Source organism: Streptomyces sp. NPDC005533 (genome assembly GCF_042871845.1).
GTDB lineage: Bacteria > Actinomycetota > Actinomycetes > Streptomycetales > Streptomycetaceae > Streptomyces.
In genome coordinates this window covers 445,822-458,546 of record NZ_JBIAJH010000001.1, presented here as the reverse complement: position 1 = coordinate 458,546, position 12,725 = coordinate 445,822, and the positions used below count along the sequence as shown (strand labels likewise).

The following is a 12,725-nucleotide window of genomic DNA, read 5'->3' as shown; positions in this document are numbered from 1 at the left end:
CCGTAATCGGGTGCACACGCACTTAGAGCGGGCCAGTCATGTCGGAATATGACCGACTGACCACTGCGTCCTCGCTGTGTTTGTTGCCTGCCAGTACCCGAAGGCCCGACAGGTCTTTTTCAAAGGAACCTCATCCACCGAAGTGGACGGGGTATCAACTTCTGGCGTTGATTTTTGGCACGCTGTTGAGTTCTCAAGGAACGGACGCTTCCTTTGTACTCACCCTCTCGGGCTTTCCTCCGGGCTTTCGTTCTGTTTTGTTGCTGTGTTCTTGCGTTTCCGACTCTATCAGACTCTTTCGTGTCCGACTTCCTCGATGCTTTCCAGTTCCGGCGCTTTCGCGCTTTCCCTTTCCGGCGATTCCGACTCTATCAGATTCTTTCCGGAAGTTTCCGGCTGGATTCGAATTCCAATGGCCTTCGGAGGGCCTTTCCCTTTCGGGCGGATCAGACTTTATCAGGTCTCCCTGGTCTGGATTCACACCCGCTCGCGCGGACCGTCCGGACACACGTGTGTGCCCGGGCTTCGTGCGAGGTGGAGACGTAAACGTACTGGAGCGGGGCCCCCGGATGCAAATCCGGTTGCCCCGCTCCCGTTCCGGCGTTACGGCGAGGGTCAGACCTCGACGACGACCGGGAGGATCATCGGCCTGCGGCGGTAGCCGTCCGAGACCCACTTGCCCATCGTGCGGCGGATCAGCTGCTGGATCTGGTGCGGCTCGGCGACGCCGTCGGCCGCGGCGCGGGCGATGGCCTCCTCGATCTTCGGGATGACCGTTCCGAAGGCAGAGTCGTCGATGCCGGAGCCGCGGGCCTGGATGTTCGGGCCGCTGACGACCTTGCCGGTGCTGCTGTCGACCACGACGTAGACCGAGATGATGCCCTCGTCACCGAGGATCTTGCGGTCCTTGAGGTGGACTTCCGTGACGTCGCCGACCGAGAGGCCGTCCACGTAGACGTAGCCGGCCTGGACCTTGCCGGAGATCCGGGCCTTGCCGTCGATCAGGTCGACGACCACGCCGTCCTCGGCGATGACGATGCGGTCCTTCGGGACGCCCGTCATGGCACCGAGCTCGGCGTTGGCGCGCAGGTGGCGCCATTCGCCGTGGACCGGCATCAGGTTCCGCGGCTTGCAGATGTTGTAGAAGTACAGCAGCTCGCCGGCCGAGGCGTGGCCCGAGACGTGCACCTTGGCGTTGCCCTTGTGCACGACGTTGGCGCCCCAGCGGGTCAGGCCGTTGATCACGCGGTAGACCGCGTTCTCGTTGCCCGGGATCAGGGACGACGCCAGGATCACGGTGTCGCCGGGGACGATCCGGATCTGGTGGTCGCGGTTGGCCATGCGGGACAGGGCCGCCATCGGCTCACCCTGGGAACCCGTGCAGACGAGGACGACCTCGTGGGCCGGCAGGTCGTCGAGGGTCTTGACGTCCACGACGAGACCGGCCGGGACCTTCAGGTAGCCGAGGTCGCGGGCGATGCCCATGTTGCGGACCATCGAGCGGCCGACGAAGGCGACGCGGCGGCCGTACTCGTGGGCGGCGTCGAGGATCTGCTGGATGCGGTGCACGTGGCTGGCGAAGCTGGCCACGATGATCCGGTTGTGGGCGTTCGCGAAGACGTTCCGCAGGACGTTGGAGATCTCGCGCTCGGGCGGGACGAAGCCCGGGACCTCGGCGTTCGTCGAGTCCGAGAGGAGGAGGTCGATGCCCTCTTCGCTCAGGCGCGCGAAAGCGTGCAGGTCCGTGAGGCGCTTGTCCAGCGGGAGCTGGTCCATCTTGAAGTCGCCGGTGGCGACGACCAGGCCCGCGGGGGTCCGGATCGCGACGGCCAAGGCGTCGGGGATGGAGTGGTTGACCGCGATGAACTCGCAGTCGAAGGGGCCCAGGGCCTCGCGCTCGCCTTCCTTCACCTCAAGGGTGTAGGGGCGGATGCGGTGCTCCTGCAGCTTCGCCTCGATGAGGGCCAGCGTCAGCTTGGAGCCGATCAGCGGGATGTCCGGCTTCTCCCGGAGGAGGTAGGGGACGGCGCCGATGTGGTCCTCGTGACCGTGCGTGAGGACGATGCCCTCGATGTCGTCGAGGCGGTCCCTGATGGACGAGAAGTCCGGCAGGATCAGGTCGATGCCCGGCTGCTCCTCTTCGGGGAAGAGGACGCCGCAGTCGACGATCAGCAGGCGACCGTCGAACTCGAAGACGGTCATGTTGCGGCCGATCTCGCCGAGACCACCCAGGGGGGTGACTCTGAGGCCGCCCTTGGGCAGCTTCGGCGGCGGACCGAGTTCCGGATGCGGATGGCTCAAAAGTGTCTCCTCACCACGCACGCCACGTACCCGGAAGGCACGTGGCGTGCATGTCATTCGTGCACTTGCTGTGTCTGTCTGTATTTGTTCGTGTTGCTTATTCGGTTGTGAAGTCTGTTGTCAGAGCTGTACCCCGCCGGCGGCAAGATCGATCTTGAGCTGCGCCGTCTCTTCGGCGGTCAGTTCGATCAGCGGCAGCCGGAGCGGGCCCGCGGGCAGGCCCTGCAGGTTCAGCGCGCCCTTGGTCGTCATCACGCCCTGGGTGCGGAACATGCCCGTGAAGACCGGGAGCAGCTTCTGGTGGATCTCCGCGGCCTTCTGGACGTCTCCGCCCAGGTGGGCCTCCAGCATGGCGCGCAGTTCGGGGGTGACCACGTGGCCGACCACGGAGACGAAGCCGACCGCGCCGATCGACAGGAGCGGCAGGTTCAGCATGTCGTCGCCCGAGTACCAGGCCAGGCCGCTCCGGGCGATGGCCCAGCCGGCGCGGCCGAGGTCGCCCTTGGCGTCCTTGTTGGCAACGATACGGGGGTGCTCGGCCAGCCGTACGAGAGTTTCCGTCTCGATCGGGACACCACTGCGGCCGGGGATGTCGTAGAGCATGACCGGCAGCTCGGTGGCGTCGGCGATGGCCGTGAAGTGCCGGTAGAGGCCCTCCTGCGGCGGCTTGCTGTAGTACGGGGTGACGGCGAGCAGGCCGTGGGCGCCGGTGCGCTCGGCCTGGCGGGCCAGTTCCAGGGTGTGGCGGGTGTCGTTGGTACCGATGCCGGCGACCACGTGGGCGCGGTCTCCGACGGCTTCGAGGACGGCTCGTACGAGGTCGTTTTTCTCCGCGTCGGTGGTGGTCGGCGACTCACCGGTGGTGCCGTTGATGATCAGGCCGTCGTTGCCTGCGTCCACCAGGTGGACGGCGAGCTGCTGCGCGCCGTCGAGGTCGAGTGCGCCATCCGCCGTGAACGGCGTGATCATGGCGGTGAGGACCCGCCCGAAGGGGGTCTGCGGAGTCGAGATCGGAGCCATGGGTAACACGCTACTCGCTGCCATGCTCGCGGTGTCCCCTCGGGGGACGTCAACGGGGTGTGCCGTCCGGCGGCGGCCGGGCGGAGCTGTTGGACGCCGGCACTGCCTGCTCGGGGGTTCAAGCAGTGCCGGGTCCGTTTGATCAGCCTAGATGAAGTTTACGAAACGTCGCAATACGGACACTTAGGACTTGACGCAGCACATCTGTACGCCGCAGGAGCAACGGGCCTTACGGGGCAACGCGCCCGTTGCCGTTGTAGGCCGCGTACGTGAGCGGCATGAGCTTCGCCCAGTGCTGCTCCATCTTCTCGCCGACCATCTCGATCTCCCGCTGCGGGAAGGACGGCACCGCCGCGAGCTCGTGCTGCGTGCGCAGGCCGAGGAAGTGCATGAGCGAGCGCGCGTTGCAGGTGGCGTACATCGAGGAGAAAAGACCGACCGGCAGGACCGAACGGGCAACCTCCCGGGCCACGCCCGCCGCGAGCATCTCCTGGTAGGCCTCGTAGGCCCGCACGTAGGAGTCCTCCATGACACGGCCGGTCAGCTCCTGCTGCGCCCGGGTGCCCTCCACGAAGACGTACTTGCCCGGGCGGCCCTCCTGGACCAGCTTGCGCTCCGCGTCCGGGACGTAGAAGACCGGCTCCAGCTCCCTGTAGCGGCCCGATTCCTCGTTGTACGACCAGCCCACGCGGTGGCGCATGAACTCGCGGAAGACGAAGATCGGCGCGCTGATGAAGAAGGTCATCGAGTTGTGCTCGAAGGGGCTGCCGTGGCGGTCCCGCATCAGGTAGTTGATCAGGCCCTTGGAGCGCTCCGGGTCCTTCTGCAGCTCCTCCAGGGACTGCTCGCCGGCGGTGGAGACGCGCGCGGCCCACAGCACGTCGGAGTCGGCTGCGGAGTGCTTCACCAGCTCCACCGTCACGTCACTGCGGAAGCTGGGTTTCAGATCTGAAGCGGCGGTCTCGCTCACCGGGGGTCCTTCCAAACGTGCGTTCCTGGGGCGCGCCCACTCTACGGCGCCCCCCGCGGGTCCTCGCGCAGACGCACGCGCACGGCGGACCCCCCACAGCTGACGCACAGCCATGAAATCTGGTGAATGTCCCGAAATCCGGCACCGATTGACCGGTTCGTTCGTCCTACCTGGGAGACCGCACACCCATTCCATCCCGAGGAGATTCGCTCTGATGTTCCTCCGGCGCGAAGCCGTCCCGTTCGCTTTCGTCTCCGAGGCCGATCGTTTCCGAAGCAACGTCACTCCGCCGCCGCGCGAGCGTCTGAGCCGGACCCAGATGGCCGCCCGTAGTCTGGTCGGACTGACCGTGGTTGCGGGGCTCGCCGGCTCACTGCTCTTCGGTATGCCCGCGCTGCAGCCGAGCAAGGCACCGGAGAAGTCGCAGCAGTCGGAGGCGTCCGAGGGGCGGTAGCCTCACGGGCACAGCCCAACCGAACGTGCATGTGAGTGAGGTCCAGCCGTGCCCCTGCCCTTCCTGACGGCCGACGGCGTATCCGATGTGGATGACGACGGCGACGGCGACGATGTCCTGGCCCATGCCGACCACGACCGCTGGCGCCGGCCCTACCGCCCCGGCCCCTGGCGCGTGGCCATCTCCGCGCTGCTGCTCCTGCTGTCCGCCTTCATGCTGCTCGCCACGATGATCATCACGTTCGCGGGTGCGTGGGGCGGAGCCGGCGTGTGCCTGGCGGCCGCCCTCGTCGTCGTGGCGTCGGCGGTGCAGACGCTGCGCGTGGGCGTGTGGGTGAGCCGTGCGGGGCTGCGCCGGGTGGGGTTCCTCGTGACCCGGACGGTCAAGTGGAGCGAGATCGCCGAGCTCCGTACCGTGCAGCAGCCGGTGCGCTGGCTCGGACTGCCGAGGACCGTGCAGGGGCAAGCGCTGACGATGTCCGGGCACGGCGGCGCGCAGTTCGCGGCGCCGGTGCTGCTGACCGACCACAACGCCGACTTCCTGTCGCGGGCCGAGGCCTTCGACCGGGCGGCCGACACGGTGGCCGCCTGGGCCGACGAGTACCGGCCCGTGGCCGCCTGATCCGCCGCGGCGCGCCCCGGGAAGCCCGTACAGGTGTCAGACCTGTACGGGCTTCTTGTCGTGCAGGGCGATCGCCCGCTGCATGGCCTTGCGCGCCCTGGGGGTGTCCCGGGCGTCGTGGTAGGCGACGGCGAGCCGGAACCAGCTGCGCCAGTCCCCCGGCGCGTCCTCGGTCTCGGCCTTGCGGCGCGCGAAGACCTCGTCGGCCGAATCCCGCAGGATCCGCCCGTACGCGTCCCGCTCCAGCTCGTCGACGGGCAGAGCGCCCTCGGCCTCCAGCTCGCCGGCGAGCTGGTTGGCGCGGGTGACGAACTGCGTGTTCTTCCAGAGGAACCAGACGCCGATGACGGGCAGGATCAGCACGGCCACACCGAAGGTGACGGTGAGCCAGGTGCCGTGCCCGATCAGCATCAGGCCCCGGCTGCCGACCAGGACGAAGTAGACGACCAGGACGGCGGCCGTGAGGAAGTACGTGATCTTCGCGCGCATGGTGAACTCAGCCCAGGTCGAGGAAGTGTTCCAGGCCGAAGGTGAGGCCCGGGGTCTGCGTCACGCGGCGCGCGCCGAGCAGGATGCCCGGCATGAAGCTGCTGTGGTGCAGGGAGTCGTGACGGATGGTCAGGGTCTCGCCCTCACCGCCGAGGAGCACCTCCTGGTGGGCCAGCAGTCCGCGCAGGCGGACGGCGTGCACCGGGACGCCGTCGACGTCCGCGCCGCGGGCCCCGTCGAGGGCCGTGGCGGTGGCGTCGGGCTGCGCGCCGAGACCGGCCTCGGCGCGGGCCGCCGCGATGAGCTGCGCCGTGCGGGTCGCCGTACCGGAGGGGGCGTCGACCTTGTCGGGGTGGTGCAGCTCGACGACCTCGACGGACTCGAAGTAGCGCGCGGCCTGGGCGGCGAACTTCATCGTCAGGACGGCGCCGATGGAGAAGTTCGGGGCGATGAGCACACCGGTCTCCGGGGAGCCGGCGAGCCAGGTGTTCAGCTGGGCGAGGCGGTCCTCGGTCCAGCCGGTGGTGCCGACCACTCCGTGGATGCCGTGGCGGATGAGGAAGTCCAGGTTCCCCATCACCGAGGCCGGGGTGGTCAGCTCGACCGCGACCTGGGCGCCGGCCTCGGCCAGCGTCTCCAGCTTGTCGCCGCGGCCGAGGGCGGCCACCAGCTCCATGTCGTCGGCGGCCTCGACCGCCTTGACCGCCTCGGCGCCGATGCGGCCCTTGGCGCCGAGGACTGCCACGCGCAGCTTGCTCATGTTGCTTCCTTACTCACGTACGGAACTAGGCGACCGCTTCGTCGAGACGGGCGGCCTGCTTCTCCTTCAGCGGGCCGATCACCGCGAGCGAGGGGCGCTGGGCCAGTACATCCTGTGCGACCGAGCGGACGTCGTCCGGGGTCACCGCGGCGATCCGGGCCAGCATGTCGTCGACCGACATCTGGTCGCCCCAGCACAGCTCGCTCTTGCCGATCCGGTTCATGAGGGCGCCGGTGTCCTCCAGGCCGAGGACGGTGGAGCCGGACAGCTGGCCGATGGCCCGCTTGATCTCCTCGTCGTCGAGCCCGTCGTGCGCGACCTTGTCGAGCTCGTCGCGGCAGATCCGGAGCACGTCGTGGACCTGGTTGGGCCGGCAGCCCGCGTACACGCCGAAGAGGCCGGTGTCGGCGAAGGCCGAGGTGTACGAGTACACGCTGTAGGCGAGGCCGCGCTTCTCCCGGACCTCCTGGAAGAGCCGCGAGGACATGCCGCCGCCGAGGGCGGTGTTCAGCACACCGAGCGCCCAGCGGCGCTCGTCGGTGCGGGCAATGCCCGGCATGCCGAGGACCACGTGGGCCTGCTCGGTCTTGCGGTTCACCAGCTCGACGCGGCCGGCGGTGCGCAGGCGCTTGGCGCCGCTGCGCGGGCCGATCGGCTCGGCGTCGGTGCGGCCGAGGGCGCCCGCCTTCTCGAAGGCGGCGCGGACCTGGCGCACGACCTTGTTGTGGTCGACGTTGCCGGCGGCGGCCACCACGAGGTGCGTCGGGTCGTAGTGCTTCTTGTAGAAGCGGCGGATCCGGTCGGCGCCCAGGGCGTTGATGGTGTCGACGGTGCCGAGGACGGGACGGCCCAGGGGCGTGTCCCCGTACATGGTCTGCGCGAACAGGTCGTGGACCATGTCGCCCGGGTCGTCCTCAGTCATCGCGATCTCTTCGAGGATGACGCCGCGCTCGGCGTCGACGTCCTCCTCGCGGATCAGCGAGCCGGTGAGCATGTCGCACACCACGTCGATGGCGAGCGGCAGGTCGGTGTCGAGCACCCGGGCGTAGTAGCAGGTGTACTCCTTCGCCGTGAAGGCGTTCATCTCGCCGCCGACCGCGTCGATCGCGGAGGAGATGTCGAGGGCGGTGCGCTTGGCGGTGCCCTTGAAGAGGAGGTGCTCCAGGTAGTGCGTGGCGCCGTTCAGCGTGGGCGTCTCGTCACGGGAGCCGACGTGCGCCCAGATGCCGAAGGTGGCGGACCGGACGGAGGGCAGCGTCTCGGTGACGACGCGCAGTCCGCCGGGCAGGACCGTGCGCCGGACGGTGCCGATGCCGTTCTGGCCCTTGAGGAGGGTTTGGGTACGGGCGACGGCCCGCCCCTCCGAAGAGGGGCGGGCCGTCACACGGGAACTACGCGACATCACTTGTCGGAGTCGTCCTTGTCAGCGTCATTGTCGGCGTCACCTGCGGATTCGCCGTCGATCACGGGGATCAGGGAGAGCTTGCCGCGCTGGTCGATCTCGGCGATCTCCACCTGGACCTTGGAGCCGACCGCGAGCACGTCCTCGACGTTCTCCACGCGCTTGCCACCGGCGAGCTTGCGGATCTGCGAGATGTGCAGCAGGCCGTCCTTGCCCGGGAGCAGGGAGACGAAGGCACCGAAGGTGGTGGTCTTGACGACCGTACCCAGGTAGCGCTCGCCGACCTCCGGCATGGTCGGGTTGGCGATCGAGTTGATCGTGGCGCGGGCGGCCTCGGCGGCCGGGCCGTCGGCGGCACCGATGTAGATGGTGCCGTCGTCCTCGATCGTGATCTCGGCGCCGGTGTCCTCCTGGATCTGGTTGATCATCTTGCCCTTGGGCCCGATGACCTCACCGATCTTGTCCACCGGGATCTTGACGGTGATGATCCGCGGCGCGAACGGGGACATGGCGTCCGGCGTGTCGATCGCTTCCATCATCACGTCGAGGATGTGGAGGCGGGCGTCGCGGGCCTGCTTGAGGGCGGCGGCCAGGACCGAGGCCGGGATGCCGTCGAGCTTGGTGTCCAGCTGGAGCGCGGTGACGAACTCCTTGGTGCCGGCGACCTTGAAGTCCATGTCGCCGAAGGCGTCCTCCGCACCGAGGATGTCGGTGAGGGCGACGTAGTGGGTCTTGCCGTCGATCTCCTGGGAGATCAGGCCCATGGCGATACCGGCGACGGGGGCCTTGAGGGGCACACCGGCGTTCAGCAGCGACATGGTGGAGGCGCAGACCGAGCCCATGGACGTCGAACCGTTGGAGCCGAGGGCCTCGGACACCTGACGGATCGCGTACGGGAACTCCTCGCGGGTCGGGAGGACCGGCACGATCGCGCGCTCGGCGAGCGCGCCGTGGCCGATCTCGCGGCGCTTCGGCGAACCGACGCGGCCGGTCTCACCGACGGAGTACGGCGGGAAGTTGTAGTTGTGCATGTAGCGCTTGCGGGTCACCGGGGAGAGGGTGTCCAGCTGCTGCTCCATGCGGAGCATGTTGAGGGTGGTGACGCCCAGGATCTGGGTCTCGCCACGCTCGAACAGCGCCGAGCCGTGCACGCGCGGGATGGCCTCGACCTCGGCGGCGAGGGTACGGATGTCCGTGATCCCGCGGCCGTCGATGCGGACCTTGTCCTTGATGACGCGCTCGCGCACCAGGGCCTTGGTCAGGCTGCGGTAGGCGGCGGAGATCTCCTTCTCGCGGCCCTCGAAGGCCGGGAGGAGCTTCTCGGCGGCGATCTCCTTGACGCGGTCCAGCTCGGCCTCGCGCTCCTGCTTGCCCGCGATGGTCAGCGCCTGGGAGAGGTCGCCCTTGACGGCGGCCGCGAGGGCCTCGTACACGTCGTCCTGGTAGTCCAGGAAGACCGGGAACTCGCCCTCGGGCTTCGCGGCCTTGGCGGCCAGGTCGGCCTGGGCCTTGCAGAGGACCTTGATGAACGGCTTCGCGGCGTCGAGACCCGCGGCGACGATCTCCTCGGTCGGCGCCTGGGCGCCGCCCTTGACGAGGGCGATGGTCTTCTCGGTGGCCTCGGCCTCGACCATCATGATCGCGACGTCGCCGTCGTCCAGGACGCGGCCCGCGACGACCATGTCGAAGACGGCGTCCTCGAGCTCGGTGTGCGTCGGGAAGGCCACCCACTGGCCGCGGATCAGCGCGACGCGGACGCCGCCGATCGGGCCGGAGAAGGGCAGGCCGGCCAGCTGCGTGGACGCGGACGCGGCGTTGATCGCGACGACGTCGTACAGGTGGTCGGGGTTGAGCGCCATGATCGTGGCGACGACCTGGATCTCGTTGCGCAGGCCCTTCTTGAAGGACGGGCGCAGCGGGCGGTCGATCAGGCGGCAGGTGAGGATCGCGTCCTCGGAGGGGCGGCCCTCACGGCGGAAGAAGGAGCCGGGGATCTTGCCGGCCGCGTACTGCCGCTCCTCGACGTCCACCGTCAGGGGGAAGAAGTCGAGCTGGTCCTTGGGCTTCTTCGACGCGGTGGTGGCGGACAGCACCATCGTGTCGTCGTCCAGGTAGGCAACGGCGGAGCCGGCGGCCTGGCGGGCCAGACGGCCCGTCTCGAAGCGGATGGTGCGGGTGCCGAAGGAACCGTTGTCAATGACGGCCTCGGCGTAGTGGGTCTCGTTCTCCACTAGCGTTTTCTCCATTTTCGTCGTCTCCGTCCGCCGCCCGTGTGGCGGTGGACGGTTGCGGAGAAGCGCTCCTGGCGTGCGGGCCGGTCTTCGATCGAAGCATCCGGTTCGTTGCCCCCTGGGGGCATTCCGGGTGCCACTACCGAGGACCGGCGGCGTGGGAGGGCGCTCCTCCTCTTCAGTTGTGCGCGTCTTCCTCAGACGCGCACGTGCGTCCGTTCCAGACTACAAAGGGTCCGGTCCGGTGCGCACGTACAGCAAAGGGAGCGGCCCCCTGATGTGGGAACCGCTCCCTCCACGGCGTGTTACTTGGCGCCGGCCGCACCGCGGCGGATGCCGAGGCGCTCGACCAGCGTACGGAAGCGCTGGATGTCCTTCTTGGCCAGGTACTGCAGCAGGCGGCGACGCTGGCCGACCAGGATCAGCAGACCACGACGGGAGTGGTGGTCGTGCTTGTGCGTCTTGAGGTGCTCGGTCAGGTCCGAGATGCGGCGGGAGAGCATCGCAACCTGGACCTCGGGGGAGCCGGTGTCGCCCTCCTTGGCACCGAACTCGGTGATGATCTGCTTCTTCGTAGCGGCGTCGAGCGGCACGCGTACTCCTCGTTTTAGGTCTTCGTTGCCACCGAGTGCCCCAGGTCTGAGTCTCTGGGGAGCTTCCGTAACTCGGGAGGCGGGGTCCGCTGAGCGCAGTCCACAGACCCTTGCGAAGGGATCCGGGGGACGCGTACACAAACGGCCGTCACACAGCGTACCAGGCTGCCGGGACGCGGCGTCTCAGCTGGTGAGAGCGCGGGCCCGGGAGTAAACGTCCAGCACGGCCAGGGTCAGGGGGACCAGGCTGAGCAGGACCGCCGCCTCGGTGAGGTCGAGCAGCCTTCCCCAAAAGGGTGACAGACCCTTGCGCGGGATGACAAGCGCGATTCCGGCGAGGAGGGCCGCGCCGGCGGCGACGGCGGCGGTCAGCCAGATCGTACGGAGGTCCAGCCCGCTGCTGTCCTGCTCGACGACCAGGGCCTCGATCAGGTCGGTCGGCGGGTGCAGGGCCATGCCGAGGATCAGCAGCGCGACGGCGGCCAGGCCGGCGGCGAGGGCGCACACGACCTGCGAGGTGTAACGGAAGAGGCGGGCGCGCAGCAGCATCGCGAGGCCGGTGGCCAGGGCCAGCAGCCGGCCCCAGGTGTTGTCGGAGAAGCCGAGGACGGCGGCGGACGCGACGGCGACGGCGGCGCAGCCGCCGACCAGGCCGAGGAGCATCTCGTGGCCGCGGCGGGCCTGGGCGGCGATGGCCTCGGCGTCGAGCGGGGCGCCCTGCTCGGGCTGGTCGGAGCCGGGCTGGTCACCGTACGGCTCGGTCTCGTAGCGGTCCGGGGTCCCCGCGTGGTCGACGTACTCGTCGGTGGCGCTCTGCGGGGCGGCGTAGCCGATGGGCAGCCGGGCGAAGCGGGCGGAGAGGCCGGGGAGGAAGGCGACGAGGCCGATGGCGACGGGGGCGCAGGCCGCGGCGGTGTAGGTCGCGGAGGCCTCGGTGGCGATGGCGACGAAGGTGGCGAGGGTGCCGGTGGCGGCGACGAAGGTGGCCGCGACGAAGGGGGCGTCGCCGCTGGGGGTGAGCGCGACCAGGGCGACGGAGGCGACCAGGACGCAGACGCAGCCGAGCAGGAACTGGAGCCGGCCGGGGCCGTCGCCGACGGCCGGGGCGATGATCCCGGATCCGGCGATCAGCAGGTGCGGGAGGGCGCCGAGGCCGAGGGCCACGGCGGAGAGGCGGTCGCGGTAGACGCGGGCCCGGACCCCGGCCACGCCGGTGAGCAGGACGCCGACGGCGCCGGCGATGATCCCGGGCAGGCCGTGCATGTCGTGGCGGACGGGGTCGGCGTACCAGAGGACGAAGCCGAGCATGACGAGCAGGACGGCGGCGCCGGCCAGGCCCGCGCCGCGCAGCATGTCGTCGCTCCACCGGTGCCGGTCACGGACGACGGCGGAGGCGACGGCGTCGGAGACGTCGTCGAACACGGCCAGCGGCAGGGACTCGGCGAAGGGGCGCAGGCTCAGCACCTCGCCGTCGAGGATCTGCTGGGCGGCGAGGGTGCGGGCGCCGTCGAGGACGGTGCCGGAGCGGCGTACGAGGTGGAATCCGGTCGGGGCGCCCACGGGCTGGGTCTGGCCGGTGAGGCGCAGCAGCTCGGGATAGACGTCGGCGACGGCGATGTCCTCGGGGAGGGCGACGTCGATCCGGCTGTCAGGAGCCACGACGGTGACCCTGCAGAAGCCCGTCGTTGCGGCCGTACTCACCTGTGTGACCCCCCTGGTTGGTGCCCGCACCGGCGGACGATTCGCGGATGCGCATACTGCGCGCGCCACCCTACCGGGCGTCTGCCCTACTGTCGGCAAGTAGGATCACCGTCGCGTGGGGGAACCCCCTTCGCGCCCGGGACTTGGGGGCGCCGGTTATGACGTCCCGTCCGTTTTCGAGGG

The 12,725-nt window shown here is 69.2% G+C and carries 11 protein-coding genes; 2 read left to right on the top strand and 9 right to left on the bottom strand.

Going from position 1 to position 12,725, the window contains the following annotated elements; translation table 11 throughout:
* Positions 1 to 615 precede the first annotated feature (615 nt).
* The 3 genes from ACFYP3_RS02025 to thyX form a co-directional block, all read right to left on the bottom strand.
* Positions 616 to 2,301, bottom strand: a complete 1,686-nt coding sequence (locus ACFYP3_RS02025; protein WP_388825181.1) for a ribonuclease J — start codon at positions 2,299 to 2,301, stop codon at positions 616 to 618.
* Between the two features lie 120 nt (positions 2,302 to 2,421).
* A complete protein-coding gene (gene dapA, locus ACFYP3_RS02020) occupies positions 2,422 to 3,321 on the bottom strand; it encodes a 4-hydroxy-tetrahydrodipicolinate synthase (RefSeq protein ID WP_388825178.1) in 900 nt (299 codons plus the stop codon).
* A 229-nt stretch (positions 3,322 to 3,550) separates the two neighbouring features.
* Positions 3,551 to 4,291: an FAD-dependent thymidylate synthase gene (gene thyX, locus ACFYP3_RS02015; RefSeq protein ID WP_030708713.1), complete on the bottom strand. Its 741-nt coding sequence runs from the start codon at positions 4,289 to 4,291 to the stop codon at positions 3,551 to 3,553.
* A gap of 214 nt (positions 4,292 to 4,505) precedes the next feature.
* Here thyX and ACFYP3_RS02010 point away from each other — a divergent pair, with 214 nt between their 5' ends.
* Together ACFYP3_RS02010 and ACFYP3_RS02005 are read left to right on the top strand one after the other, a co-directional pair.
* Positions 4,506 to 4,745 (top strand): hypothetical protein, encoded by a 240-nt coding sequence (locus ACFYP3_RS02010; RefSeq protein WP_030708711.1) that lies wholly within the window; start codon positions 4,506 to 4,508, stop codon positions 4,743 to 4,745.
* A 48-nt stretch (positions 4,746 to 4,793) separates the two neighbouring features.
* Positions 4,794 to 5,366: a hypothetical protein gene (locus ACFYP3_RS02005; RefSeq protein ID WP_388825174.1), complete on the top strand. Its 573-nt coding sequence runs from the start codon at positions 4,794 to 4,796 to the stop codon at positions 5,364 to 5,366.
* Positions 5,367 to 5,402: 36 nt separating this feature from the next.
* Here the strand turns inward: ACFYP3_RS02005 and ACFYP3_RS02000 are convergent, their stop codons facing one another.
* The 6 genes from ACFYP3_RS02000 to eccD form a co-directional block, all read right to left on the bottom strand.
* A complete protein-coding gene (locus ACFYP3_RS02000) occupies positions 5,403 to 5,855 on the bottom strand; it encodes a hypothetical protein (RefSeq protein WP_388825171.1) in 453 nt (150 codons plus the stop codon).
* 7 nt (positions 5,856 to 5,862) lie between these two features.
* A complete protein-coding gene (dapB, locus tag ACFYP3_RS01995; protein WP_388825168.1) occupies positions 5,863 to 6,615 on the bottom strand; it encodes a 4-hydroxy-tetrahydrodipicolinate reductase in 753 nt (250 codons plus the stop codon).
* Between the two features lie 25 nt (positions 6,616 to 6,640).
* The gene (locus tag ACFYP3_RS01990; RefSeq protein WP_388825165.1) at positions 6,641 to 8,020 is read right to left on the bottom strand and encodes a M16 family metallopeptidase; all 1,380 of its coding nucleotides are present in this window, start codon (positions 8,018 to 8,020) and stop codon (positions 6,641 to 6,643) included.
* Positions 8,017 to 10,248 carry a polyribonucleotide nucleotidyltransferase gene (locus ACFYP3_RS01985; RefSeq protein ID WP_388825246.1) on the bottom strand — a complete coding sequence of 744 codons (2,232 nt, stop codon included), beginning with the start codon at positions 10,246 to 10,248 and terminating at the stop codon, positions 8,017 to 8,019. The genes ACFYP3_RS01990 and ACFYP3_RS01985 overlap by 4 nt, the downstream gene beginning before the upstream one ends.
* Before the next feature lie 305 nt (positions 10,249 to 10,553).
* Positions 10,554 to 10,841, bottom strand: coding sequence for a 30S ribosomal protein S15 (rpsO, locus tag ACFYP3_RS01980; RefSeq protein WP_030011220.1), 288 nt, complete (start codon positions 10,839 to 10,841; stop codon positions 10,554 to 10,556).
* Between the two features lie 183 nt (positions 10,842 to 11,024).
* A complete protein-coding gene (gene eccD, locus ACFYP3_RS01975; protein WP_388825162.1) occupies positions 11,025 to 12,542 on the bottom strand; it encodes a type VII secretion integral membrane protein EccD in 1,518 nt (505 codons plus the stop codon).
* Between the last annotated feature and the right edge of the window lie 183 nt (positions 12,543 to 12,725).